The following is a 25,511-nucleotide window of genomic DNA, read 5'->3' as shown; positions in this document are numbered from 1 at the left end:
ACGATGACGTCTCCCCGCTCACACCCGGAGTTGGCGCACCCCGCCCCGGTCACCTCACGGCGCGCCACGATCGCCGCGTTCTCCGGTGCCTTCCTCGAGTGGTACGACTTCTGGATCTTCGGCACGGCAGCCGCTCTGGTGTTTCCCCATGTCTTCTTCCCCGAGGCGTCGCCGACGGTCGCGCTGCTCCAGTCCTTCGGGACGTTCGCGGTCGCCTTCGTCACCCGGCCCCTCGGCGCCATCATCTTCGGCCACTTCGGCGACAAGGTGGGGCGCAAGCCCGTCCTGCTCCTCACCGTGTTCCTCATCGGGGGCGGCACGTTCCTCATGGGGCTGCTGCCGTCCTACGCCGTCGCGGGCTCGCTCGGGGCCGTGCTCCTCGTCCTGCTGCGGCTCGTGCAGGGGATCGGGATCGGCGGGGAGTACGGCGGCGGGTCGTTGCTCGCCCTGGAGAACGCACCGAAGGGCAAGCGGGGCCTCGCCGGGAGCTTCCACCAGCTCGGCACCCCGGCGGCGCTGCTCGCGTCCACGGGCATCTTCGCCCTGGTGGAGCAGCTTCCCGAGGACCAGCTCCTGGGCTGGGGCTGGCGGATCCCGTTCCTGTTGAGCGGTCCGTTCCTGGCTCTCGGCTTCTACATCCGGAAGAACCTGCCCGAGACGTCCGCCTTCCAGGCGGACGCCCAGTCCGAGCGGAAGTCGCCCTTCCTGGCCCTGCTGCGCGAGCAGCCCAGGACGGTGCTGCTCGGCATCGGCGCCCGGATGGCCGACGCCGTCACGTTCAACATCATCAACGTCTTCGCGGTCTCCTGGGTCACGACCTACCTCGGCATGAGCAGCGGCCTCATCCTCACCGGGTTCGTCATCTCCTCCGTCGTCCAGCTCGGTGTGCTGCCGCTGGCAGGGCGGATCTCCGACCGGATCGGGCGCCGGCCCGTCTACCTGACCGGGATCGCGATCTGCGCGGTCGGGGGGGGACTGCTCTACTTCCCGATCATCGCGCAGGGCAACGCGTTCTCCACCTGGGCGATCATCGTCGTCGTGCACGCGATCGGGACCGGCCTCATGTTCAGCATCCAGAGCGCCCTGTTCGCCGAGCTCTTCGGCACGCGCGTGCGCTACACCGGGCTCGGGGTCGTCTACCAGGGCTCCGCGCTCATCGGCGGCGGGCCCACGCCCGCGATCGCCGTCGGGCTCACCGCCCTCGCCGGGTCGTGGTGGCCGGCGGGTGCCTACCTCGTGCTCGCCTGCGTGATCAGCGCACTGTGCATCTGGCGCGCGGGCGAGACCTTCCGCAACGAGCTGGCGGACGTCGGCGCGGACGGCGAGAACGCAGGAGCCGACTCGGGCGAGAGCCGGACGGTCGCCGCGTGACCGCGCTCCTCCGCGCGGCCGACGGGCCGGCGGACGCCGGCGCGACGTGGTCCGGCTGCCACCGGTTCGCGGCCCGCGGCGTGTGGACACCGCGCTCGGTCACCGAGCTCCAGGAGCTCGTGGCCACGTCCCCGCGGGTCCGCGCCCTGGGGTCGCGGCACTCATTCAACGACGTGGCCGACACCGAGGGCGTCCTGGTCAGCGCGCAGGGCCTCCCGGCCCGGCTCGAGCTCGACGACGCCGCCGGGCGGGTGACGGTCTCGGGCGGCAGCACGTACGGGCAGGTCGCCGCGGGCCTCGCCGACACCGGGTGGGCGCTGCACAACATGGGATCCCTGCCGCACATCTCCGTGGCCGGGGCGTGCGCCACCGGCACCCACGGCTCCGGCGACGGGAACCGCAACCTCTCGAGCGCCGTCTCGGCGGTCGAGCTGGTGACCGCCGACGGTGAGCTGCGGCGGTGGACCCGAGACGAGGCCCCGGACTTCGGCGGCCGGGTCCTCGCGCTGGGAGCCCTCGGCGTCGTCACGACCGTCACGCTCGACCTGGTGCCCGCCTTCGACGTGAGGCAGGACGTCTGGTTCGACCTGCCCTGGTCCGTCCTGCTCGACCGGCTCGACGACGTCATGAGCGCGGCGTTCAGCGTCTCCGTCATGCCGCGATGGGGCGACCCGGAGGTCGCAGGGAAGGTCTGGCTCAAGTCACGGACCGCGGACTGGGACCCCGCCCTCGACCCCGCGGAGTTCGGCGCGCGCTGGGCCCGGGCAGAGGCCGGGGAGCTCGCCGAGGGGCAGAACCCCAACCAGACCGTCCAGGGCGGCGTGCCCGGGCCGTGGTGGCAGCGGCTGCCGCACTTCCGCCCGGACGCCAGCCCCAGCCGGGGCGACGAGATCCAGACGGAGTACTTCGTCGACCGCACGGTGGCCGCCGGCGCCCTGCGGGCGCTGCGGGCGGTCAGCGAGACGTTCGCGCACCTCGTGCTCGTCTCGGAGCTGCGCTCGGTCGCGGCCGACGAGCTCTGGCTGAGCCCGGCGAGCGGACGGGACTCGCTCGGCATCCACCTGACGTGGCGCAACAGCCCTGCCGAGGTGCTCGAGGTGCTCCCGGTCGTCGAGGCGGCGCTCACGCCCTTCGCGCCCCGCCCGCACTGGGGGAAGTGGTTCACGCTCGACGGGGCCGTCGTGCGGTCGTCGTACCCGCGGGCGGATGAGTTCCGGGCGCTCGTCGAGGAGTCCGACCCGGGTCGCAAGTTCCGCAACCGCTACCTGGAGCGGGTGCTCGGCCTGCCGGTGGACTGACCGCTCAGGCTCGGGCCGTTCGGCGGCCGCGGGTGCTCACGAACTGGTAGGACCACACCCGGAAGGCCGGGTCCACCAGCAGCTGTCGATAGCGGCGCAGGCGGCCCGCACGTGCTCGGCGTCGTCGACGACCACCCGGCGATCTCTCCGGCGGTCGGCGACGGGTCACGACGACCAGCCTGTCGCGTGCCGGACCCGGTGGCCAGCGGTGCGCGGCTCAGGCGCGCAGGGCCTGCTCCACGTCCTCGAGGATGTCGAGCGTGTCCTCGAGGCCGACCGACAGCCGCACCGTCGTCTCCGCGATGCCCACCTTGGCGCGGCCCTCGGGGCCGAGCTTGCGGTGCGTCGTCGTGGCGGGGTGCGTGATGATCGACTTCGCGTCGCCGAGGTTGTTGGAGATGTCGACGATCTGCAGGGCGTCGAGGAAGGCGAACGTGCGCTTCTTCGCCGCCTCCGGCTCGGTGCCCTCCGGCACGGCCAGGTCGAACGTCACGACCGTGCCTCCGCCGGACTGCTGGGACTTCGCCAGGTCGTGCTGCGGGTGCGAGGGCAGGAACGGGTAGCGCACCGCGGCGATCTCGTCGAAGCCCTCCAGCGCCTCGGCGACCCGCAGCGCGGCGGCGTTCTGCGCGCGGACGCGGACGTCGAGCGTCTCCAGACCCTTGAGCAGCACCCAGGCGTTGAACGCCGAGAGCGACGGGCCCGTGTTGCGGATGAACGTCTGCACCGGCCCCTCGAGGAACTCGCGCGGGCCCAGGATGGCGCCGCCCAGCACCCGGCCCTGGCCGTCGATGTGCTTGGTCGCGGAGTAGACGACGACGTCGGCACCGAGCTCGAGCGGCTTCTGCAGGATCGGCGTCGCGAAGACGTTGTCGACCACGACCACGGCGCCGGCGGCGTGACCGAGGTCCGCCACGGCCCGCACGTCGACCAGGTCCTGCATCGGGTTGGACGGCGACTCGAAGAAGACGACGTCGGCCGGCGTCGCGAGCGCCTCCTCCCACTGGGAGAGCACGTGGCCGTCCACGTAGTCGACGCGCACGCCCCACTTGGCGAGGATCTCGTCGTAGATGACGTTCGTGGAGCCGAACAGGGCACGCGCGCTGACGATGCGCGAGCCGCTAGAGACCAGGGCCGCGAGCGTCGTGAAGACCGCCGACATGCCCGACGCCGTCGCGTAGCAGGCCTCGGCGCCCTCGAGCAGGCGCAGCCGCTCCTCGAACGTGTGCACCGTCGGGTTGCCATACCGGGAGTACACGAACCGCGACAGCTCGCCGGAGAACGAGGCCTCGGCGTCGGCGGCCGTGTCGTAGGTGTAGCCCTGGGTGAGGAACAACGCCTCGGACGTCTCCTGGTAGTCCGAGCGGCGGTGGCCGCCGCGCACGGCGAGCGTCGCCGGGCGCGCGGTCGCGGGCAGCGGCCCGCGGCCCGACCCGCCGTGCGTGACGTCGTCGGCGGCCGGTCCGGTGGGGACGCCCTGCCGCGAGGCGCTCACGCGCGGGACTCCGACGTGGTGCCCCCTGTGGTGCCCTGCGAAGTGTCCCCGTCGGCGTAGGCGCCCCAGGGCAGGCCGCGCACCTTCCAGCCCTCGCGGTCGCGGACGCCGTCGAATCCGGGGCCGCCCTCGAAGCCCTCGAGCACGTTGTACGACGGGCCCAGGCCGGCCGACGTCGCGAGGCGCGCGGCGCCGATCGAGCGCTGCCCGGACCGGCACAGGAAGACGATCGGGCGGTCGGCGGTCACGCCCTCCGCGGCGAGGTCGGCGAGGAAGCCCGCGTTGGGACGCCCGCCGGCCTTGACCCACTCGACGAAGACGGGGCGCTTGCCCGTGCTCGCGGTGTCGGGCACGCCGACGGCGCGCCACTCGCCCTCGGTGCGCACGTCGACGAGGACGGCGTCCGGGTCGCCGGCGAGGAGGTCCCACGCCTGCTGCGGGGTGAGGTCGCCGGCGTAGCCGTCGGCGGGGCGGGGATCGATCTGGGTGGTCATCGGAATCCTCCCATCGGTCGTGGCGGTAGCACCCTCGTCCGGTCCGTACCGCCGCCGGGAGGGCGGCGACCGGCCCGCGGGTTGCTGCGGCGTCGACGTGCCACGTCACTCGGCCGCTCGGGATGGTCGTGGCGATCGTACGCCCGGCGTCCGCGTGGTGGTCATCCCATCTCGCGACGTGCACGGTGGGCGCGCACGGAGCGGCCGGCCGGCGGCCGCGCACGACGGCCCCTACCCGCCCGGCGCGGACAACGTGTGGGGACGCGCGGCGGCTCTTGACGATCAGCCTCCGTAGCGGATCTCGACACGACGGTTCGCGGCACGGTCCTCGGCCTCGTCGTCGCCCGACTCGGCGATCTTGAGCTGCGTCTCGCCGTAGCCGTGCACGTCGCGCTTCAGGTCGCCGCGGGCGTCGCCGACCGCGCCCGCCACGGCCTTCGCCCGCTGCTCCGAGAGCTTCTGGTTGAACGCGTCGGTGTCGACCGTGTCCGTGTGGCCGTCGATCTTGACCGCGGCCCCCTTCGGCACGTCCTCGACGAGGGAGGCGATCTTCTCCTTGGCGACCTTGGACAGGGAGGCGTCGCTGGAGTCGAAGAGGATGTCGGACGAGAGGGTGACGACGGTCTCGCCGCCGTCCTTCGTCGTGTCGTCGACCGAGTCGACCGAGCCCTCGACCACATATCGAGTGACCGAGCCGCCGGCGACGTACGCCGTGACGGAGGCGACGCGCTGCTCCTGGGCGGGCTCGCCGAGGTCGAGGGCGTCGATGGCGGGCCAGTCGTAGGAGTCCGCGGCCGCGGCCGCGGGGGACGCCGCGGAGCCGAGGGTGGCCGTGGTGAGCGCGACGGTCAGGACCGTCGCGAGCGGCGCCGTCCGGCGCGGGAGAGGTGTGCGTCGCACGTCAGTCCTCGAAGGTCAGGGGGACGTCCTCGAACACCGGCCACGAGTCGGCCAGCTTGACGTCGACCGTCGTGATCTCGTCCTCCGGCGCGGCGAAGAACGCCTGGTATCCCACGGACTGGCCGGGCAGCGCCTCCGTGTAGACCTCGTCGCTCTTGTACCACCGGCCGCCGCCGTCGGCCTCGAGGACGCGGTACTCCTTGAGGTTCTCCCGGTCGATGAGGATGAGGGAGGAGCTCTCGCCGGTGGCGTCGTAGAAGGACGGGGCGCCGCCGCCGTCGTCGAACTCCGGCGTCATCACGAGTCGCAGCTCCATCGTGCCGCCCGAGACCACGATCGACTCGATCCCGAAGCGGACCTAGTCCTTCTCCGTACCAGGCACGGTGAACGTCGCGTCCGCGATGACGTCCTCCGGGTCTGGGAAGTCGACGCCCGCGGTGCCTTCGGGGGCGTCGGCGGCGGCCCCGTCCGTGGGGGTCTCCTCTGCGGACTTCGGCGCCGCGTCGGCGGTCGAGCCGGCGTCGTCGAACTCGGCGTCGTCGCCGCCTGGGGAGCAGGCGCCGAGGGCGAGCAGGCCGACGACGGCGATCGGTGCCAGTCGGCGGGGCAGGTGTCGCATGATCTCTCCTGATCGGAAGGGTTCGACCTGATGGGTTCTGACTACGTCTGACAGGGGTGAGTCGCGCGGGACGGCGGAATGGTTGCACGCCGGCCAGACTTATTCGCACGAGTTTCGGCCGGCTTCTTCGCCCGGCTCCTTGGCCCCCTCACCGCGGTCGCCGTGGTGTCAGCCCGGGTCGGCCACGTCGAGGTGGTGCACGGCCATGACGGCCGTGCCGTCGGCGGCCCGCGCCTCGAGCACGACCTCGGCGCGCCCGGCGCTGGTCGCCTTGAGCTCGACGGTGCCGTCGTCGGCCGTGTAGGCCCCGGTGGGCAGGGTCCACACCCAGTGGTCGGCCCCGGTGACCCGGGCCGTGAGCGTGACGGGCTCCCCGACGACGGCGGACTCCGGCCCGGAGATCGCGACGCTGGCGGCGCCGGCGCTCGCGCGGGGCTGGCCGTCGAGCCACGCGGCGGCGCCCAGCCCCGCGCCGAGGCCGACCCCGGCGCCCAGCACGACGGCGACGACGGCCGTCGTCGTCGTGCGGCGCCGTCGGCTGAGAGCCCCCGGGGCCGCCGACCCGGCGGGCGTGCCGTGCGCCTCGTCCGCGGGCGCGAGCGTGGCCTCCACGTCCGCGAGCCACGCGGCGACGTCGGGATGCCGCCTCGACGGGGAGTCCGCGAGGCTGCGGCGCAGCGCCCGCGGCAGGCCGCGCGGCAGGTCGGCGCCCTCGGCGAGCCAGCCGAGCAGCGCCGACATCGCCCACAGGTCCGCGCGGGTGTCGACCGTGCCGGGGCCGTCCTGCTCGGGCGGCCGGAACCCGCTGGTGCCGCCCGCGACGGTGAGCCCGGAGCTGCGGGCCAGGTCCTTGCACATGCCGAGGTCGGCCACGACGAGCCGCTCGTCGGGGCGCACGACGGCGAACGGGGCCTCGCCGGGCGCCGGGCCGTCGGCGGGGGCGTCGGGCCCGGTGCGCAGCAGCACGTTGCCCGGGCTGAGGTCGCGGTGCACCAGGCGGGCGGCGTGCACCGCCTCGACCGCGGCGGCCAGCCCGCGGGCGACGGCGAGCACGTCCGCGGGGCTCGCCGTCCAGCCGTCCGCGCGGAGCCTGGCGACCCGCTCGGCGAGCGTGCCGCGGTCGGCGTGCTCGAGCACGAGGTACGGCTGCTGGCGGTCGCTCTCGCCGATGTCGTAGACGGTGACGACGTGCGGGCTCGCGACCCGGCGCAGCGCCCGGCCCTCGGCGATGAAGCGCTCGCGGATCTCCGGGTTGAGGCTGTGATTCTCCGCGAGGACCTTCACGACCACGGTGTCGTCGAGCCGCTCGTCGACGGCGCGGTGCACGGTGGCGAACGACCCGACGCCGATGACGTCCCCGACCCGGTACCGCCCCATCAGCTCCTGACCGGCCATCAGAGTGCGCCCCCGAGGGCGGCGGCGACCAGGGCGCGGCCGCGCGACACCTGGGACTTCACGGTGCCGAGGCTGCGGCCCAGCCGGTCGGCGACCTCGGCGTACGGCAGGCCCTCGATGTCGCGCAGCGTCACGGGCTCACGGTAGAGGTCCGGCAGGGCGACGAGCGCGTCGCGCACCGTGGCGCGCGTGGCGATGAACGAGCTCATCCGCGTGCCGGGGGCGGCGTCGTCGTCGGGCAGGGGGGACGTGGCCCGCTGGCGCCGCAGGTGGTCCACCACGCGGTGGCGCACGATGCCGTGCACCCACGTGGTGACCTTCGAGGCGCCGGCGAACGACCTCACCGACCCCGCGACGGAGATCAGCACGTCCTGGCACACGTCGTCCACCGCCGACTCGTCGAGGAGCGCGCCGCGCACGAACCGCCCCACCACACCCGACTCGTCGAGCAGCTCGACCAGCAGCTCGGTGCAGAGCGCGGAGCCGGTGGCGGCGTGCCGGCCCAGCACGTCGAGCACGTCGTCCGGCCCGGCGGCGGCCACGGCCTCGGCCACGGCGCGCCGGGCGGCGTGCGCGTCACCGGTACGGAGCGCGACGTCGAGCTCCGCGCCGGGGAGGAGCGCGTCGACGTCGAGGGTCGTGGCGCGGCGGACGGAGACCATGCACGGACTCTCCCGGGCGCCGGGCGCCGGGGCCAGCCCGTGCCCGCATCGTGAGAAGCCCGTCCCAGCGCTTGACGACGTGGGCCGGTCACCGCACGATGGGCGGCAGGTCAAGAGCGCCAGCGACAAGCCCCGGCTCGCTGGCCGGCAACCCTCCTCTCGCGGCGGGGTGCCCCGGGTGACGACCAGGCTCTGCGCCGTCCGGCGCCAGGGCAAGCGCGGGGAGGTACCTCCCCGGCACCACCGAGGAGGACCAGCCATGACTACGCTCACCACGCAGCTCGACCGGCCGCAGCTCCACCGGCCGCAGAACGCCCCCACTGACGGCGTGGCCGCGACCGACGCCGCCCCGCCGGTGCACGACGTCGCCCCCGTGCTGCCCGTCGTCGGCGCCGACACCCTCGTGCCTCTCGTCGACGGCCGCTACGTGCCGTACGCCAACCTCGACGTCGCCGCGTCCGCGCCCGCCCTGCAGGCGGTGTCCGACCGCGTCACCCAGGTGCTGCCCCTGTACGCGAGCGTGCACCGCGGGGCCGGGTACCTGTCGCAGGTCTCGACCGCGCTCTACGAGACGGCGCGCCGCACGATCGGCGCCTTCGTCGGCGCACGCGACGACGACCTGACCATCGTCACCCGCAACACCACCGACTCCCTCAACCTGCTGGCCGGCTGCGTGCCCGTCGACCCGGTGACGGGCGAGCCGGGACGGATGCTGGTGCTCGACATCGAGCACCACGCCAACCTGCTGCCCTGGCAGCGGTCCACGGACGCCACCGTCGTGACCGGCGGCCCGTCGGTCGCCGCGACGCTCGCGGAGATCACCGAGGAGCTGGCCGCGGGGGTCGCCACCGGCCGGCCGTACGCGCTGCTCGCGCTCACCGGCGCGTCGAACGTCACGGGCGAGGCGCTGCCGGTGGCCGACGTCGTCGCCGCGGCGCACGGAGCGGGCGCGCGCGTCGTCCTCGACGGCGCGCAGCTCGTGCCGCACCGCCGCTTCTCCCTCGAGGAGACCGGGGTCGACTACGTCGCGTTCTCCGGGCACAAGACGTACGCGCCGTTCGGCGCCGGTGCCCTGGTCGGGCGGCGCGACTGGTTGGACGGCGGCACCCCGTACCTCGCCGGCGGCGGCGCGGTGCGCCGGGTGCGCACGGCGGGCACGGACTGGCACGAGGGGCCGGCGCGGCACGAGGCCGGGTCGCCCAACGTGATCGGCGCGGTGGCGCTCGCCGCCGCGTGCGACGAGCTCGCCGCCCTCGACCCGCGCGTCGTGGGCGCGCACGAGGACGTGCTGCGGCGCCGGCTGGTCGCGGGCCTCGAGGAGGTCGACCGGGTCGAGGTCGTGCACGTGTGGGACGACGCCGTCGACCCGGTGGGCGTCGTGACGTTCACCGTCTCCGGCTACGACCCGGGCCTGGTCGCCGCCTACCTGTCGGCCGAGCACGGCATCGGCGTGCGCGACGGCCGGTTCTGCGCGCACCCGCTGCTCGGGCGCCTCGGGTTCGACGCCGGGGCGGTGCGGGCGTCGGTCGGCCTCGGCACGGCGGGCGAGGAGGTCGAGCGGCTCGTCGCCGCCGTCCGGTCGCTCGTCACGGATGGGCCGCAGGCGCGCTACGACGTGGTGGACTCCCTGTGGGTCGTGGTCGAGGACCCGCGCCCCGTGCCCCCGGGCTCCGGCCTGGAGGGTCTGCTGGCCACCGCCGCCCTCGGCGCCGACGAGGCGTTCGGCTGCCTGCCCGACGACGTCTGACCGCTCGAGAGAACTTCCGGACATGACGACGGGGGTGCCACCGCTGGTGGCGCCCCCGTCGTCGTGGGCAGGTCAGCGCTTGAACGCGTCCTTGACGTTGTCGCCCGCCTGCTTGAGGTCCGCTCCGGCCTGCTGGGACTTTCCCTCGGCCTCTTTCTTCTCGTCGTCGGTGAGCTTGCCCGCTGTCTCCTTGGCCTTGCCCTCACCCTTGTCAGCCAGGTGCTTGGCCTTGTCTGCGAGTCCCATCGGGGCTCCTTCCGTCGCACGAACGACCTCGAACGTCGACCGTAGGCGAGCCCGCGGCCGTTCGCACCCGGGCGTACTAATCCGTTCCCTGTGTGGCGCCCACGCCGGCCAGCCGCGCTCACGGCGATGACCGGGTGGGCGTCGCCGCTCACCAGGCCGGCGGGTGCCGGTCCGCCCACCGCAGGCGGTCCTCGAGCTGGGCCGCGAGAGCGAGCAGCGTCGTCTCACCGCCCGGGCGGCCGATCAGCTGCACGCCCATGGGCAGGCCGTCCTTGGTCATGTGCGTCGGGACGCTGATCGCGGGCAGCCCCGCCACGTTGAGCATCGACGTCCACGGCGTGTACTGGCACTGCTGCTCGAAGTTGCGCTCCGGGTCCTCGGGGTCGAACCAGCCGAGCGGGCGGGGGGTCATGGCCAGCGCGGGCGTCATGACGGCGTCGTACCGCGAGACCTGCGCCACCAGACGACGCTCGAACGCGGTGAGCGCCCGCAGCGCCTCGGCGACCTCGCGGGCCGGCACCTGCCGGCCGCGGCCGATCAGCCAGCGGGTGAGCGGCTCCAGCAGGTCGAGCTGCGCGGGGTCGTCGAGGGGGACGGCCGAGGCGCCCGCGATCCACAGGGTGCGGAACGCGGGGCCGTACGCGGGGTCGGGCTCCAGCCGCACCGGCTCGACGTCGTGACCCTGGCCGCTGAGCGTCGTGACGCCGACGTCGAGCGCCGCGCGGGCCTCCGGGGACGTCGTGATCTCGTAGAAGTGGTCCCACGCCGAGTCGGTCGTGACCGCCACGTGGAACCGGCCCTGCACGTCCTCGCCGCCGCTGCCGCCGACCTCGCCGCGCCGCGCGGCCGCCAGGTACTCCCCGGCGCGGGCCGACGGTGCGCGGAGGGTCAGCGGGTGGGCCACCCGGCCGTCGGCCGTCCAGGTCAGCATCCCCTCGAGCAGCAGGGCAGCATCCAGCGTGGTGCGGGCGAGGGGGCCGTTCACCACCAGGCCGCCCATCGACTCCTGGCCCGACCCCGCAGGCATCAGCCCGCGGCTGGGCTTGAGCCCGACCACCCCGCAGGCCGCCGCCGGGATCCGCACCGACCCGCCGCCGTCCGACCCGGGGGCGAACGGGAGCAGCCCGGCCGCGACCGCCACGGCCGCGCCGCCGCTGGACCCGCCCGCGCCGAGGGTGGGGTCCCACGGGTTGCGCGCCACCGGCCCGGCGAGCGGCTCGGTGTACGCGGGGAAGCCGAGCTCGGGCGCCGTCGTGCGACCCAGGCTCACGATGCCCGCGGCGTCGAGCACCTGCACGATCTCGTCGCTCACGGGCGGCACGATCGCAGCGTCGCCCGCGAAGGCGCGCGACCCGAAGCCGGCGGGCACCCCCGCGCGGGCCCAGAGGTCCTTGTCCCCGGTGGGCAGGCCCCACAGCGTCGCGGGCCCGCCGTCCCGCTCGAGCCGCGCCGCCCGCTCGCGCGCGGCCTCCGGCGTGACGGAGACGAACGCCCCCAGGCCGGGATTGGCGCGCTCGATCCGCGCCAGGAAGTGGTCGGCCACCTCGGTGGGCGTGAGCTCGCCGGACCGCAGCAGGTCGCGCAGCTCGACTGCGGTCTTCTCGTGCAGGGCATCCATGCCCCGCACGCTACCCACCCACCCCGGGGCTGCCGAACAGGCGGTTGACACCGTGATCGCGCGGATCGTGGACGCATTCCGGTGCCAACCGCCTGTTCGGCGATCATGTGCGGGTGATCCACGACCTCGTCCTCGCCGTCCTGGGCGACGACGGCGAGGTGCGCGGGCACCGCGTCGCCGCCGACGGCACCGTGGGCGACACCGCGTACTTCTCGATCGTCGACGACGAATGGCCCGAGGTCCGCAAGGGGCTGGAAGAGCGCCTCCGGGCGCAGTAGCGCGACCACCTCGCCGACTGCGCGCCGGCCGCCGGCGCCTCGTCGTGGAGCGCTCACCGGTCCGCGCGCTCCACGAGCTCGAGGATGCGGGCGGTCATCAGCGCGGTGGCGTCAGCGTCGTAGCCGGGCAGCGAGCTGTCGGCGAAGTAGTGCCGGTCTCCCGGGTACAGGAAGAGCTCGGCCGTCCCGGACTCCTCGACCAGCGCCCGCGCGGCCTCGAGGTCGCCCTCGCCGACGAAGATCGGGTCGTGGTCCATGCCGTGGATCTGCGCCAGCAGCCCGGCCGGCCAGCCGCCGAACTCGGACGTCGGGACGCACGAGTAGCAGAAGACGGCGCCCCGGGCACCGGGCCGGGTCTGGGCGAGCTTCTGTGCCGGCAGGACTCCCAGCGAGAACCCGGCGTAGATCAGCTCGGCGGACAATGCCTCGGCCGCCCGCGTGCCCCGCTCGAGCATCTCGCTGAACCCCAGCTCCTCGACGTACGCCATCCCGCTGTCGATCGAGTCGAAGGAGCGGCCGTCGAACAGGTCCGGCGTGTGCACGGTGTGGCCGGCGCTCCGGAGGCGCTCGGCGAAGTCGCCGATCCCGGGTGTCAGCCCCTGGGCATGGTGGAACAGCAGGATCTCGGCCATGCGTCCTCCCCGTCACGACCAGCTCGTCACGACCGTCGGCCAGTCTTCCAGCCCCACCCGTGGCACGCACGGTCGTGGGGCGTTCTCGGACGACGAGCCACCCGACGAGTCACCCGACGGGCCACCCGGTGGGCCGTACGGAAGGTGAGGAGTGGTCGCCGGTGGCAGCCTGGGTACATGAGGCACATGAGGCACACGTGACCACCGAGGACGCGCCCGCCGTCGACCCGGCCCCCGACGCCCACGACGACCGGGCGTTCTTCGGGCACCCCCGCGGCCTCGCGACGCTCTTCAGCCTCGAGGTCTGGGAGCGGTTCTCCTTCCTCGGGATGCAGGCGATCCTCGTCCTGTACTTCACGGCGTCGGTCGCGGACAACGGGCTCGCCATGGAGCCCGGCAACGCGGCGTCCATCGCGGCCGGCTACGGCACCATGGTCTATCTCGTGTCCGTGGGCGGCGGTTGGATCGCCGACCGGGTGCTCGGCTCCTACCGCGGCGTGCTGTGGGGCGGCATCCTCATCGCCGCCGGCCATTACACGATGGCGATCCCGGTGGAGATCTCGACGTGGATCGGCCTGGTGCTGATCAGCCTCGGCACCGGGCTGCTCAAGCCCAACGTCTCCACCCTGGTGGGCAAGCTCTATTCCACCGACGACGACCGGCGCGACGCCGGGTTCGCCCTCTACTACATGGGCATCAATGTGGGCGCGTTCGTCGGCCCGCTCATCACGGGCTGGCTCGGCGCCGAGGTCGGCTGGCACTGGGGCTTCTCCGCCGCCGCGATCGGCATGACGGCCGGGCTGATCCAGTACGTCGTGGGCCGGCGCCGCATCCCGGGCTACGGGCGGCCCGCCGAGGCACCGCTGCCGCCGGACGCCGCGCGACGCACGCGCTGGATGCTCGCCGGCGTCGGGGCGGTCGTGGTCGTCGCCCTCGGCGTGCTCGCCCTCCTGGACCGCCTCAGCATCGCCGGCGTCGTGGACGCGCTCACCGTGATCGCGATGGTCGCGCCGATCGTCTACTTCACGGTAATGTTCCGCAGCCCGCGCGTGACGACCGAGGAGCGCGGCCGGCTGCGCCCGTTCCTCGTGCTGTGGCTCGCGTCGGTCGCGTTCAACTTCGTGCTGTTCCAGGCGTACACGGTGCTGATCCTCCTGGCAGAGGACCACGTGCAGCGCACGATCTTCGGTTGGGACGTCCCGTCCGCCTGGTTCAGCTCCTACCTCGGCGCCGCGGAGGTGCTCGTCGCGCCCTTCGTCGCCGCCCTGTGGACGTGGCTGGGGCCGCGCCAGCCGCACGCCTCGAAGAAGGTCGCGTTCGGTGCGCTCCTCGGTGGTCTGTCGTACCTCGTCCTCGTGCCGGCGGTGAGCGGGCAGTCCGGCGACTGGCGGATCGCTGTGTGGTGGATGCTGGTCTCGCTGCTGCTGCTCGGCCTGGGCGACGTCCTGCTGCAGACCACCGGCCTGTCGGCCACCACCAAGCTCGCCCCCCTCGCGTTCTCCAGCCAGGCGATGGCGGTGTGGTTCCTGTCCATCGCGCTGGCCAACGGCATCCAGGCGCAGACGGTCCGCTTCTACGGCGAGGTGTCGGACGGCGTGTACTTCGCGGTGAACGGCGCGGTCCCGGTCGTCGTCGCCCTGGTGGTGCTGGCCCTGTCGCCGTGGATGAAGCGCACCATGCACCCCGTCCACTGATCGCACCCGTCCACTGATCTCCCGAGCGTCGGAGGGACCCCATGCGCTACGTCACCGACCTACCGTACGAGACCGTTGTCGAGGACCACTGGATCCCGCTGGCCGACGGCACCCGGCTCGCGGCCCGCGTCTGGCGGCCGGTCGACCCGGCGCCGGTCCCGGCGATCCTCGAGTACCTGCCCTACCGGCTGTCGGACTGGACGGCCCCGCGCGACGCGCAGCGCCACCCGTACTACGCCGGGCACGGCTACGCGTCGGTGCGGGTGGACATCCGCGGCAGCGGCAACTCCGACGGGCACCAGGACGACGAGTACTCGCCCACCGAGCTCGCGGACGGCGTCGCCGTCGTCGAGTGGTTGGCCGCGCAGGACTGGTGCGACGGGTCGGTCGGGATGTTCGGCATCTCGTGGGGCGGCTTCAACTCCCTGCAGATCGCGGCGCTCGCCCCGGAACCGCTCAAGGCGATCGTCACGGTGTGCTCCACCGACGACCGGTACGACAACGACGTGCACTTCACCGGCGGCGCCGTGCTCGCCGTCGACATGCACGCGTGGGCGGCCACGATGCTCGCCTTCTGCTCGCGCCCGCCGGACCCGGCGTACGTGGGCGAGGGCTGGCGCGAGCAGTGGCTCGACCGGCTGGAGCACACCGAGCCGTTCGTCCACACCTGGCTGCGCCACCAGACGCGCGACGACTACTGGCGCCACGGCAGCGTCATCGAGGACTACTCGACGATCTCCGCGGCCGTGCTCGCCGTCGGCGGCTGGAACGACCCCTACCGCGACACCGTGCTGCGGCTCGCGGCGGCCGGCGACGAGGGCTCGCTGCGTGCCCCCGTGCGCGGCATCCTCGGGCCCTGGTCGCACCAGTACCCCGACCGCGGGCTGCCGCCCGGCCCGGCCATCGGCTTCCTGCAGGAGACGCTGCGCTGGTGGGACCACTGGCTCAAGGGCGCCGACCGCGGCGTCCTCGACGACCCGCCGTTGCGCGCGTGGATCAGCGAGTCGGTTCCGCCGGCCACGGTCTACGACGAGCTGCCCGGCCGCTGGGTGGGCGAGCCGTCCTGGCCGTCGCCGCACGTGTTCACCCGCGACCTGCCGCTCGTCGAGGCGGGGCCGGAGGACCGGCCCGAGGGCGCGTTGGCGACGACGGCACCGACGGTCGAGGTCCTCGCCGGTGGCCACCCCATGCCCACGTCGTGGGTCGTGGCGTCGCCGTCGCACACCGGGGTGGACGCCGGCCGGTTCTTCCCGTTCGGCAACGACGCCGACCTGCCGCCCGACCAGCGGGAGGAGGACGGGCGGTCCGTCTGCTTCGACTCGGCGCCGCTGACCGCGCCCCTGGAGATCCTCGGGCGGGCCCGCGTGCGCCTGCGGTTGACCTGCTCTGCGGCGAAGGGGCAGGTCGTAGCGCGGCTGTGCGACGTAGGGTCCGACGGGTCGTCGACCCTCGTCACGCGCGGCGCGCTCAACCTCTCCGCGCGGGACGGCCGTGAGCGCGCGGTGGGATGGAAGCCGGGCGCCACCGAGGAGGTGTCGTTCGAGCTCACGGGCACGGGGTACGCGCTGGCGCCCGGGCACCGGCTGCGGCTCGCGGTGTCCTCGGCGTACTGGCCGTGGGTCTGGCCGCAGCCCGGCGACGCGGTGCTCGCGGTGGCGGTGGGCGACGGCGCGCTCGAGCTGCCCGTGCACGACCGGGCGGCCGAGCACCCGCCGGTCGGCTTCGAGGAGCCGGAGCAGGCGCCGCCGCTCGGCGTCGTCTTCGGCGCGGGCGACGAGGCGCGGCCGGAGCGCCGGGTGGTGCGGGACGTCGCCGAGGGCCGTTGGTTGCTCGAGGTCGACCCGCGGTACGGCGGCACGCGCACCTACCCGGACGGGCTGGAGTTCACCGAGGACGCGCTCGAGCGGTACTGGATCGGGACGGACGCCACGAGCGCTCGCACCCGCTCGGACTGGACGGTCCGGCTGCGGCGCGGCGCGGGCGACCCCCTGCCGGCCGGCATGACCGGCTGGGACGCCAGCATCCGCACGCGGTCGGAGATCACCTGCGACGCCGAGAGCTTCTTCACCGACAACGAGGTGGTGGCGCGCGACGGCGACGAGGTGGTCTTCGAGCGGCGGTGGACGCGGACCATCCCGCGCACCGCGGGCTGACTCCGCCGCCGGCTCAGCGCAGCAGCGGCGCGACCTCCCCGCCGAGGAACGCGGCGAAGCCGTCGAGGTCGGGCTCGTCGACGGTCGGCTGTGCCACGACCGTCGAGACGCCGAGCGCGGCGAACCGGCGGAGCCCGTCGGCGACCTCCTCCGCGGAGCCCCAGCTGGCGTGGTCGGCGAGGGCCTCGTCGGAGGAGGCGTCGACGTCCCAGTGCGCGAGGGAGGAGCGCAGCCGGTCGGCTGCGCCGGCGCCGGTGGCGGTCTGCGCGAAGGCGACCGCCCGGAACGGGTGCTCGCTTTCCGGCCCGGACTCGGCGACCGGCGGCAGCCCGGCCGCGGCGCGACCCTCGTCGACCAGCGCGATCGCCCGCCGCGCCCCGGAGACCCCGGAGTCGCCGTCGATGACCACGCCGTCCGCGACCTCGCCGACCAGGCGCAGGGTCTTGGGTCCCTTCGCCGCAGCGACCACGGGCGGGGCGACGGCGGGCGGCCAGTCGAGGGCGACGTCGTCGAGCGTGACGTACCGGCCGGACGTCGTGACGCGCTCGCCGGCGAGGAGCGCCCGCAGCGCTGTGACCTGCTCGCGCAGCAGCGTCAGGGGCGAGGCGACGCGGGCGCCCACCTGGCCCATCCAGTTCTGCACGCCGTGCCCGACGCCGGGCAGGAAGCGGCCGGGGAACATGCCGTCGAGCGTCGCGGTCTCCATCGCGGTGAGCGCCACGTTGCGCAGCGGCAGCGGCATGACGCCGATCCCGACGCGCAGCCGCTCGGTCGCGCTGAGCATCGCCGACGCGGCGGCGGGCCCGGACTCGAGGAAGCAGTCCTCCCAGAGCCACACCTCGTCGAGGCCGGCGGCCTCCGCGGTACGGGCGAAGGGCGCGAACCGCGAGGGCGGGTTGCCGTAGGGCGCGAGGATGCAGCCGAGAGTCGTCATGCGCCGATCCTGCCCCAGGTTCCCGGTGCCACGGTGCCGAACGGGCGGTTGACACCGTGATCGGGCCTCCAAGGAGGCGATAGCGGGGTCAACCGCCTGTTCGGCAGCCGGGGTCCTGCGATGGCCGGGTCAGAGCGGGGTGACGGTGCCGCGGAAGTGCTGGCGCCGGCGCCCGCCGTTCCAGCCGACGTACGCGAAGCCGGAGCTGTCGGGCCCCGGGTCCGGCGTGACCGCGACGTCCACCGTGCTGGGCAGCAGCACGGGTGCGGCGAACTCGACGGTCCACCGGTACGCGTCGCCGCGCGACTGCCCGACGTCGGCCAGGGCGCGGGAGGCCGTGTACATGCCGTGCGCGATGGCGCGCGGGAAGCCGAACGCCTTGGCCGACAGGGCCGACAGGTGGATCGGGTTCCGGTCGCCCGAGACCGCGCCGTACGCGCGGCCCGTGCCGGGCCCGAGCGCCCAGCGCCCCGTGGGCAGGGGCGGCGTCCACGTGCCCGCGGGCGCGCGGTCCTCGCCCTCGTCGGTGGCGGTCGGCTCCTCGGCGGCCGTGGCCTCCGAGACGCCCTTCGCGCCTGCGGCGTCAGACGGATCCGACCCGTTCGACCCGTCCGACCAGGGCAGGTGGAAGCCCTTGGCGAGGTACGTCGAGACGCCGCGCCACACGGGAGCGCCGGTCGGCTCGGCCTGCCGGCGCACCTCGGCGACGAGGTCGACCTGGACCCCGCGCTTGTGGGGGCGCAGGTTCTCCGCCCACGCCTGCACCTCGAGCACGTCGCCCAGGCGCACGGGGCCGCGCACCTCGACGTCGTTCGCCAGGTGCACCATGCCCAGCAGCGGCAGCGGGAAGTCGCCCCGCACCATGACCGCCGTGGCGAGCGGGAACGCCAGCACGTGGAGGTACCCGGCGGGCAGCACGTCGGTGACGGGCTCGTGCAGCAGCCGCTGGTACTCGTGCAGGTGCCGGGCGAGGCCCGCCGTCGGCACCCCGGCGACGCGGAAGGCGACCTCGGGGAGCACGAGCGCCGGCTCCTCGAGGGAGCCGTCGTTGCCGCGTGGCTGGCCGATGCCGGGCAGGCCGGGCATGGCCCGGCCCGCGGCGATGCGCCCGGACGTGGCGGCGCCCCGCGCGTACAGACCCCCGAGCCCGGGCAGGGTCGGGAGGGTCTCGACGCGTAGCGGGTCGCCGGCGCTGGTGGCCGGCCCGGCCCCCGGGGCGGCGGTCACCGCCCCACCAGGTTCTGCCCGCACACCCGCAGCACCTGGCCGTTGACGCCGGCGGCCGCGGGCGAGCACAGGAAGGCGATCGCCTCGGCCACGTCGACCGGCTGCCCGCCCTGCTGCAGCGACGACACGCGACGCGCGACCTCGCGGGTGGCGAACGGGATCGACGCCGTCATCTCGGTCTCGATGAAGCCGGGCGCGACGGCGTTCGCGGTGCCGCCGCGGGCCGCGAGCAGCGGGGCGGTGGCCCGGGTGTGCCCGATGACGCCCGCTTTGGAGAAGCCGTAGTTGGACTGCCCCTTGTTGCCCGCGATGCCGGAGGTCGACGCGAGCGAGACGATCCGCAGGCCGTCCACACCCGCCTCCAACAGCTGGGCGTTGACGCTCAGCTGCGCCTCGAGGTTGACGGCGATGACGGCGTCCCACTGCGCGGGCGACATGTTGGCCAGCAGCTTGTCGCGCAGGATGCCCGCGTTGTGCACGAGGACGTCGAGCCGCCCGTGGCGCGAGCGCGCGTGCTCGAGGATGCGGTGCCCGGCGTCGTCCGCCGTCACGTCGAGCTGCAGGGCGGTGCCGCCCACGGCGTTGGCAGTGCGCGCCAGGCCCTCGCCGGCGGCGGGGACGTCCACGCACACCACGGTGGCGCCGTCGCGGGCCAGGGTCTTGGCGATCGCCGCGCCGATGCCCCGTGCGGCGCCGGTGACGACCGCGACCTTCCCGGCGAGCGGGTGGTCCCAGTCCGCGGGCAGCGCGGCGTCGGCGACCGGGCCGCCCACCGGCAGCAGCTGCCCGTCCACGTACGCCGAGCGGGCCGAGAGGAAGAAGCGCAGCGTGGCCAGCGCGGAGACGCCGTCGACAGCGGCATCGTCGGTGAGCACGATCCCGTTGCCGGTGGCCCCGGCGCGCAGCTCTTTGGCGACGGAGCGCAGGAAGCCGTCCACGCCGGTGCGGACCGCGGCGAGCGCCGGCGCGTCCCCGTCCGCGGCGGCGCGCGAGACGGTGACGACCCGGCCGTTGGAGGCCAGCCGGCGCAGCACCGACCCGACCGCGAGCACGGCGCCGGAGACGTCGGTGGGTCGGGCGGCCTCCGTGAGTACGAGCAGGACTGCGCCCCAGCGGGCGTCGTCGGTGGGCTGACGGCGCACGTCGAGCCCCCAGCCGAGCAGCTCCTTGGCGAGCGTGTCGGCGTCGCCGGTGGACGCGTCGTCGGAGACGACGAGCACCGGCCCGACGGTGAGCGGGTCGCCCGCGCGGAACCGGCGGAGCACGGCCGGGCGGGGGAGGCCCAGCTTCTTCGCGAGCGTCTTGGTGAGGCCCGAGTTCACTGCCTTGGTGTAGGAGTCGCTGCCGTACGAGTCGGTCATGGGTGCTTCCTCCTTCAGACGGACTCGACGACGGCGGTGGCACCGAGGCCGCCGGCGGCGCAGATCGAGATCAGCGCGCGGGCGGGCCTGCCGGTCTCGGCGGCCTTGGTCGCGACCAGCTTGGCCGCGGTGGCGAGGATCCGGCCGCCGGTGGCGGCGAACGGGTGACCTGCGGCGAGCGACGAGCCGTTCACGTTGAGCCGTGCCCGGTCGATGCTGCCGAGCGGCGCGTCGAGGCCGAGCTCCGCCTTGCAGTAGTCGGCGTCCTCCCAGGCGGCGAGCGTCGTGAGGACGGTCGACGCGAAGGCCTCGTGGATCTCGTAGAAGTCGAAGTCGCCGATCCCCAGGCCGTTGCGGGCGAGCAGCCGCGGCACGGCGTGCACCGGGGCCATGAGGAGGCCGTCGTGCCCGTGCACGAAGTCCACCGCGGCGGTCTCGGCGTCCGCGAGCCGGGCCAGCACCGGCAGATCACGTTCGGCGGCCCACGCTGCCGACGACAGCAGCACGGTCGAGGCACCGTCCGTCAGCGGGGTCGAGTTCCCGGCGGTCATGGTGGCCTCGGTGGGCTCGGCGAGGCCGCGGCCGAACACCGGCTTGAGGCTCGCGAGCTTCTCGATCGACGTGTCCGCGCGCAGGTTGTCGTCGCGGGTCAGGCCACGGAACGGCGTCACGAGGTCGTCGAAGAAGCCGGCGTCCCACGCGGCGGCGAGGTGCTGGTGGCTGGCGAGCGCGACCTCGTCCTGGGCCGCGCGGGCGATGCCCCAGCGGGCCGTGGTGATCGCCTGGTGCTCACCCATCGACAGGCCGGTGCGGGGCTCGTCCGTGGAGGGGGTGAGCGGCTTGAGGTCGGCCGGGCGCACCTTGGCGAACGCCTTGAGCCGGGCCTGCAGCGTCTTGGCGTGCGAGGCGTCGAGCAGGGCACGGCGCAGCCCTTCGCTCACGGCGACGGGGGCGTCCGAGATGGTGTCCGTGCCGCCCGCGATGCCGGAGTCGAGCTGGCCGAGGCGGATCTTGTTCGCCACGGTGATCGCGGCCTCGAGGCCGGTGGCGCACGCCTGCTGGAGGTCGAACGCGGCCGTCTGGGGCGACAGGGACGAGCCGAGCACGGACTCGCGCACCAGGTTGAAGTCGCGTGAGTGCTTCAGGACCGCGCCGCCCACGACCTCCCCGATCCGCTCGCCCTGCAGGCCGAAGCGCGCGACGAGGCCCTCGAGGGCGGCGGTGAACATCTCCTGGTTGGAGGCGTCGGCGTACTTCTTGCCGGCGCGCGAGAACGGGATGCGGTTGCCGCCCACGATCACGGCGTCCCGCACGCTCGCGGGGGCCGGCTCGGACGCGGCGCGGGTGGCGGTCGGGATGCTCCGGGAGGAGCCGTCGGACGGCTTGCGTGTAGCCACAGCGTTAGATCCTTCACTCCGTCGGTCAGGTAGGACTCACAGTACCTGATACTCTCAGTCCCGTGAGACGAGTCACATGGTGCGGCCGATGACGGCCGCGGGGCAGCAGCTCAATGGTCGCGCGACGGAGGTCGCTCGCGCGAGCGACGGGCGTTCGACGAGATGGGACGACCACCGCGCCGCGCGCCGGGCGCAGCTCGTGAACGCCGCCCGCAAGTCCGTGCACCGGGGCGGTCCCGGGGTCTCGATGGACGAGATCGCGGCCGAGGCGGGCACCTCCAAGTCGATCGTGTACCGGTACTTCGAGGACAAGGCAGGGCTGCGCGTCGCCGTCGCGTCGCACGTCGTCGCGACGATGCACGACGCGCTCCGCGAGGCGGCCGAGGCCGCGCCGAGCCCGCACGCCGCGCTCCGCGCGATGGTGCGGGTCTACCTCGAGATGATCGAGCACTCGCCCAACGTCTACTGGTTCGTGACGCGCACGGCGATCGGCGGGAACGAGCCCGCCCCGGGCGCCGGCGGCACGGGCCAGGCCGAGGCGCTCGGCGCCTACCTCGACTCCGTCATCGAGCTGGTGGCCGAGCCGTTCGCCCGCGCCGTCCAGGCGCCGCCGGCGCTCGCGGCCGCGTGGGCCGCGGGTGCGGTCGGATTCGTCCGGGGCGCCGGCGAGTGGTGGCTGGGCCATGACGCCGAACCGGACGGCGCCGGCCGCCTCACCCGCGAGGAGCTCACGGAGCAGGTCACCCTCTGGCTGTGGACCGGCCCCGTGGGCGTCCTGCACCACGACGGCGACCCGCACCTCGACGTCTCCCACCATGCCCCCACGACCAACCCCATCCCCGCATCCCCGCAGGAGAACCGATGACCACGACGTCCGACCGTCCCGCGACGACGCACGCAGCCGGCGCCCCGGCCCCCAAGGCGACCGCGCGCGTCGACGTCGCCGGCCTGTCCGAGCAGCTGCTCGGCCGCTGGCCGGAGTGGCGCCGCAACGCGCGGGACCGCGCCACCGACCCGACCTTCTGGAAGGACGAGTCGCTGTCCATGGCCGAGCACCGCGAGCGCGTGCTCGAGCAGATGAAGCTGCTCGCGAGCGACCCGAAGCACCAGGTGTGGCTCGGGTACCCGACGCGCCTCGGCGGGGCGGACTCCCCGGGCGCGAACCTCGCCGGCTTCGAGGAGCTCGTCGTCGCCGACCCGTCGCTGCAGATCAAGGCGGGCGTGCAGTGGGGCCTGTTCGGCTCGGCCATCCTGCACCTGGGCACCCCGGAGCAGCAGGACCGCCTGCTGCCGGGCGCGATGGACCTGTCGGTGCCCGGCGCGTTCGCGATGACGGAGATCGGGCACGGCTCCGACGTCGCCTCGGTGGCCACGACCGCCATCTACGACCCGGACACCGAGGAGTTCGTGATCCACACGCCGTTCCGCGCGGCGTGGAAGGAGTTCCTCGGCAACGCGGCCGTGCACGCCACGGCGGCGACGGTGTTCGCGCAGCTGGTCACGAACGGCGTCAACCACGGCGTGCACTGCTTCTACGTGCCGGTGCGCGACCCGGAGACGATGGAGTTCCTGCCGGGGATCAGCGGCTACGACGACGGCCTGAAGGGCGGCCTGCGCGGCGTCGACAACGGGCGCCTGGCCTTCGACCAGGTGCGCATCCCGCGCACGGACCTGTTCGCGCGCTACGGCGCGGTGGCGAGCGACGGCACCTACTCGTCGCCGATCGACAGTCCCGGGCGCCGTTTCTTCACGATGCTCGGCTCACTGGTCCAGGGGCGCGTCTCGCTCGACGGCGCCGCGTCGACCGCGTCCAAGCTGGGCCTCGCCATCGCCGTGAAGTACGGCGCAGAGCGCCGGCAGTTCACGTCTGCCTCGCCCGTCGAGGAGACGGTGCTGCTCGACTACGCCACGCATCGCCGCCGGCTCTTCCCGCGTATCGCCGAGACGTACGCGACGCACTTCGCGCACGACCGCCTGCTCGACCTGTTCGACGACGTGTTCTCCGGCCAGAAGGACACCCCCGAGAACCGCGAGGACCTCGAGACGATGGCGGCGGCGCTCAAGTCGACGTCCACCACGTTCGCGCTCGAGACGCTGCAGGAGTGCCGGATCGCGTGCGGCGGCGCCGGGTTCATCACCGAGAACCGCATCACGAGCCTGCACCACGACATGGACGTGTACGCCACGTTCGAGGGCGACAACACGGTGCTGCTGCAGCTCGTGGCCAAGCGCCTCGTGGGCGACTACGCCAAGCACCTGCAGGGCGCCACGAAGACCCCGGCCGGGCTGGCGCGCTTCGTCGTCGACCAGGCGACCGACGCCGCCCTGCACCGCACGGGGCTGCGCCGCTTCGGGCAGGCCATTGCCGATGCCGGCGACCCGCGCCGCGCGGCCGGGCACCTGCGCGACGCCGAGACCCAGCGCGAGCTGCTGGCCGACCGCGTCGCCACGATCGTCGAGGAGGTCGCGCTGGCGCTGCGCCCGGCGCAGAAGGCCGACCCGGTCACCGCGGCGCGCATCTTCGACGAGAACCAGGTGCAGCTGGTCGAGGCCGCCAAGGCGCACGCGGACCTGCTGCGCTGGTCGGCCTTCACCGAGGCGCTGGAGCAGGTCGAGGACCCGGGCACGCGCCGGGTCATGACCTGGCTGCGCGACGTCTTCGGGCTCACGCTCATCGAGCGCAACCTCGCCTGGTACCTCATCCACGGGCGGCTGTCGGCGCAGCGCGCCCGCACGGTCACGTCGTACGTCGACCGGCTGCTGGACCGCCTGCGCCCGCACGCCGTCGACCTGGTGGACGCGTGGGGCTACGGCCAGGACCACCTGCGTGCCGTGATCGCGTCCGGCATCGAGGCTGAGCGGCAGGACGAGGCGCGTGCGTACTACGCGCAGCAGCGCGCCGACGGGTCCGCGCCGGTCAGCGAGAAGTCGCTGAAGAAGAAGCAGCGCTCCTGACGCCGAGATACCGAAGGCGAACCCCCGAGCTTCTCTATCTCGCGGGTTCGCCTTCTCTGTCTCGGCGTGTTGCGTCAGGCCGCGGCGGGCCTGGGCTCGCCCGTGCGGGCGGGCAGCGCCAGGGGGTAGGCCTCGACGGGCTGTGCCGCGACGCCGTCCGGCGCAGGATCGGTCGCGGGGGCAAGGGCTGCGTCGGGGACCGCCTGCTCGTCGCGCAGCGGTAGCCCGAGGGTCACGGTGGCCGGCCGGGCGACCCGGGGCGGCGGGGCGGCCCTCGCCACCAACGCTGCGCCCACCAGGCCTGCGACGAGGGCGAGCCACGCCACCCACGCCCAGCCCAGCGCCGCTGCCGCGCCCAGCAGTGACCCGTCCACGATCCCGACGACGAGCCCAATGACGAGCACTCGTCTCATGCCAACCTCCCACGGTCCGCCTCATCCGTGCCCTTCCAGGAGACGACACGTCGGGCGGTCGTGCATCCGCTGGGCGGAGCACGGAGGTCACAGGTGCGTCACGGTCGCCCGGCGTCGCCCCGGTCCCACGGGAGCGCGGGCTCCGGTCGCGGTGCGTCGGCGTGTCCGATCAGCAGCGGCGACGGGGACGCGTCGCGGGTGGCCCGCAGCTGGTGGTGCATCTCCCCGGCGAGCCGCAGGGCGAGCTCGAAGCGGACCGGCTCCACGAAGTCGGCATGGAGGCGGCCGCCGACCGCCGGGTGGGGGGAGAGCGCGAACACCTCGTCGGGGCGCAGCAGGGTGCCGGCGTCGAGCGCCTCCCGGTGGAGGTCCTCGAGGAGGAGGTCGTCCCGGCCGTCCGAGGAGTCCAGCTCGGTGTACATCTCGACGGCCGTGTGCCAGCGCAGCTCGAGCGATCCCTCGATCGTGTCGAGAAACCACCAGCCCTCGAGCGACTCGAGGAAGACGTCGCCGAACGCGGTGGTGAAGCGCGGGGTCTTGCCGTGGACCCCCAGCCACGACCACGAGGCCAGCCCGTACGCGAAGGCACCGGGGGGGAAAGTTCGTAGCAGTTCCACGTGCG

Annotated in this window: 24 protein-coding genes and 1 riboswitch; of the genes, 8 read left to right on the top strand and 16 right to left on the bottom strand. The window is 74.1% G+C overall.

From position 1 onward, the window contains the following. The first annotated feature begins 3 nt into the window (after positions 1–3). Positions 4–1,371, top strand: coding sequence for an MFS transporter (locus AC1C2W_RS11550; protein ID WP_495389001.1), 1,368 nt, complete (start codon positions 4–6; stop codon positions 1,369–1,371). Beyond that, entirely contained in the window at positions 1,368–2,669 is a 1,302-nt protein-coding gene (locus tag AC1C2W_RS11545; protein ID WP_495413163.1) for an FAD-binding protein, read from the top strand. Before AC1C2W_RS11550 ends, AC1C2W_RS11545 begins: the two co-directional genes overlap by 4 nt. A 217-nt stretch (positions 2,670–2,886) precedes the next feature. On the opposite strand, the gene AC1C2W_RS11540 is transcribed toward AC1C2W_RS11545, so the two are convergent. The 7 genes from AC1C2W_RS11540 to AC1C2W_RS11510 form a co-directional block, all read right to left on the bottom strand. Next, the gene (locus AC1C2W_RS11540; RefSeq protein WP_495388999.1) at positions 2,887–4,164 is read right to left on the bottom strand and encodes an O-succinylhomoserine sulfhydrylase; all 1,278 of its coding nucleotides are present in this window, start codon (positions 4,162–4,164) and stop codon (positions 2,887–2,889) included. Then, positions 4,161–4,658, bottom strand: coding sequence for a rhodanese-like domain-containing protein (locus tag AC1C2W_RS11535; RefSeq protein ID WP_495388998.1), 498 nt, complete (start codon positions 4,656–4,658; stop codon positions 4,161–4,163). The genes AC1C2W_RS11540 and AC1C2W_RS11535 overlap by 4 nt, the downstream gene beginning before the upstream one ends. 282 nt (positions 4,659–4,940) lie before the next feature. Next, positions 4,941–5,558 (bottom strand): OmpA family protein, encoded by a 618-nt coding sequence (locus AC1C2W_RS11530; protein WP_495388997.1) that lies wholly within the window; start codon positions 5,556–5,558, stop codon positions 4,941–4,943. A 1-nt stretch (position 5,559) separates the two neighbouring features. After that, on the bottom strand, positions 5,560–5,892 hold the full coding sequence (locus AC1C2W_RS11525; protein ID WP_495413162.1) for a CIA30 family protein: 333 nt from the start codon (positions 5,890–5,892) through the stop codon (positions 5,560–5,562). 24 nt (positions 5,893–5,916) lie between these two features. After that, positions 5,917–6,177, bottom strand: a complete 261-nt coding sequence (locus AC1C2W_RS11520; RefSeq protein ID WP_495413161.1) for a hypothetical protein — start codon at positions 6,175–6,177, stop codon at positions 5,917–5,919. 168 nt (positions 6,178–6,345) lie between these two features. After that, the gene (locus AC1C2W_RS11515; RefSeq protein WP_495388995.1) at positions 6,346–7,572 is read right to left on the bottom strand and encodes a serine/threonine-protein kinase; all 1,227 of its coding nucleotides are present in this window, start codon (positions 7,570–7,572) and stop codon (positions 6,346–6,348) included. Further along, a complete protein-coding gene (locus AC1C2W_RS11510) occupies positions 7,572–8,234 on the bottom strand; it encodes an RNA polymerase sigma factor (protein ID WP_495413160.1) in 663 nt (220 codons plus the stop codon). The genes AC1C2W_RS11515 and AC1C2W_RS11510 overlap by 1 nt, the downstream gene beginning before the upstream one ends. A gap of 108 nt (positions 8,235–8,342) precedes the next feature. Then, positions 8,343–8,459, top strand: a riboswitch (SAM riboswitch). Positions 8,460–8,493: 34 nt separating this feature from the next. On the opposite strand from AC1C2W_RS11510, the gene AC1C2W_RS11505 reads away from it, so the two are divergent. After that, the gene (locus tag AC1C2W_RS11505; RefSeq protein ID WP_495413159.1) at positions 8,494–9,981 is read left to right on the top strand and encodes an aminotransferase class V-fold PLP-dependent enzyme; all 1,488 of its coding nucleotides are present in this window, start codon (positions 8,494–8,496) and stop codon (positions 9,979–9,981) included. Positions 9,982–10,053: 72 nt separating this feature from the next. Here AC1C2W_RS11505 and AC1C2W_RS11500 read toward each other — a convergent pair whose 3' ends face one another. Continuing rightward, complete coding sequence (locus AC1C2W_RS11500) at positions 10,054–10,227, bottom strand: CsbD family protein (protein WP_495388992.1); 174 nt, start codon at positions 10,225–10,227, stop codon at positions 10,054–10,056. Positions 10,228–10,375: 148 nt separating this feature from the next. Continuing rightward, the gene (locus AC1C2W_RS11495) at positions 10,376–11,845 is read right to left on the bottom strand and encodes an amidase (RefSeq protein ID WP_495413158.1); all 1,470 of its coding nucleotides are present in this window, start codon (positions 11,843–11,845) and stop codon (positions 10,376–10,378) included. Between the two features lie 113 nt (positions 11,846–11,958). Here AC1C2W_RS11495 and AC1C2W_RS11490 point away from each other — a divergent pair, with 113 nt between their 5' ends. Beyond that, on the top strand, positions 11,959–12,123 hold the full coding sequence (locus tag AC1C2W_RS11490; protein WP_495413157.1) for a hypothetical protein: 165 nt from the start codon (positions 11,959–11,961) through the stop codon (positions 12,121–12,123). A gap of 53 nt (positions 12,124–12,176) precedes the next feature. Here the strand turns inward: AC1C2W_RS11490 and AC1C2W_RS11485 are convergent, their stop codons facing one another. Then, entirely contained in the window at positions 12,177–12,755 is a 579-nt protein-coding gene (locus AC1C2W_RS11485) for a dienelactone hydrolase family protein (protein ID WP_495413156.1), read from the bottom strand. Positions 12,756–12,952: 197 nt separating this feature from the next. Between AC1C2W_RS11485 and AC1C2W_RS11480 the strand changes: the two genes are divergently transcribed. Both AC1C2W_RS11480 and AC1C2W_RS11475 read left to right on the top strand, forming a co-directional pair. Next, positions 12,953–14,449 (top strand): peptide MFS transporter, encoded by a 1,497-nt coding sequence (locus AC1C2W_RS11480; protein ID WP_495388988.1) that lies wholly within the window; start codon positions 12,953–12,955, stop codon positions 14,447–14,449. Positions 14,450–14,490: 41 nt separating this feature from the next. Next, on the top strand, positions 14,491–16,602 hold the full coding sequence (locus AC1C2W_RS11475; RefSeq protein WP_495413155.1) for a CocE/NonD family hydrolase: 2,112 nt from the start codon (positions 14,491–14,493) through the stop codon (positions 16,600–16,602). Positions 16,603–16,615: 13 nt separating this feature from the next. Here the strand turns inward: AC1C2W_RS11475 and AC1C2W_RS11470 are convergent, their stop codons facing one another. From AC1C2W_RS11470 to AC1C2W_RS11455, 4 genes are all read right to left on the bottom strand, one after another. Continuing rightward, a complete protein-coding gene (locus AC1C2W_RS11470) occupies positions 16,616–17,536 on the bottom strand; it encodes an LLM class flavin-dependent oxidoreductase (RefSeq protein WP_495388986.1) in 921 nt (306 codons plus the stop codon). A gap of 129 nt (positions 17,537–17,665) precedes the next feature. Continuing rightward, positions 17,666–18,763: a MaoC family dehydratase gene (locus AC1C2W_RS11465; protein WP_495413154.1), complete on the bottom strand. Its 1,098-nt coding sequence runs from the start codon at positions 18,761–18,763 to the stop codon at positions 17,666–17,668. Continuing rightward, positions 18,760–20,124: a 3-oxoacyl-ACP reductase gene (locus tag AC1C2W_RS11460; RefSeq protein ID WP_495388984.1), complete on the bottom strand. Its 1,365-nt coding sequence runs from the start codon at positions 20,122–20,124 to the stop codon at positions 18,760–18,762. Before AC1C2W_RS11460 ends, AC1C2W_RS11465 begins: the two co-directional genes overlap by 4 nt. A 14-nt stretch (positions 20,125–20,138) precedes the next feature. Next, positions 20,139–21,521 (bottom strand): acetyl-CoA C-acetyltransferase, encoded by a 1,383-nt coding sequence (locus AC1C2W_RS11455; protein WP_495388983.1) that lies wholly within the window; start codon positions 21,519–21,521, stop codon positions 20,139–20,141. Between the two features lie 88 nt (positions 21,522–21,609). Here AC1C2W_RS11455 and AC1C2W_RS11450 point away from each other — a divergent pair, with 88 nt between their 5' ends. Further along, complete coding sequence (locus AC1C2W_RS11450; protein ID WP_495413153.1) at positions 21,610–22,386, top strand: TetR/AcrR family transcriptional regulator; 777 nt, start codon at positions 21,610–21,612, stop codon at positions 22,384–22,386. Beyond that, the gene (locus AC1C2W_RS11445) at positions 22,383–24,476 is read left to right on the top strand and encodes an acyl-CoA dehydrogenase family protein (protein WP_495413152.1); all 2,094 of its coding nucleotides are present in this window, start codon (positions 22,383–22,385) and stop codon (positions 24,474–24,476) included. Before AC1C2W_RS11450 ends, AC1C2W_RS11445 begins: the two co-directional genes overlap by 4 nt. 74 nt (positions 24,477–24,550) lie before the next feature. Here the strand turns inward: AC1C2W_RS11445 and AC1C2W_RS11440 are convergent, their stop codons facing one another. Together AC1C2W_RS11440 and AC1C2W_RS11435 are read right to left on the bottom strand one after the other, a co-directional pair. Next, complete coding sequence (locus AC1C2W_RS11440) at positions 24,551–24,889, bottom strand: hypothetical protein (protein ID WP_495388980.1); 339 nt, start codon at positions 24,887–24,889, stop codon at positions 24,551–24,553. 98 nt (positions 24,890–24,987) lie between these two features. Further along, positions 24,988–25,506, bottom strand: coding sequence for a hypothetical protein (locus tag AC1C2W_RS11435; RefSeq protein ID WP_495388979.1), 519 nt, complete (start codon positions 25,504–25,506; stop codon positions 24,988–24,990). Between the last annotated feature and the right edge of the window lie 5 nt (positions 25,507–25,511).

The sequence above is a fragment of the Isoptericola sp. Y581 genome, from assembly GCF_059445475.1.
This window is presented reverse-complemented; position numbering and strand designations above follow the sequence as displayed.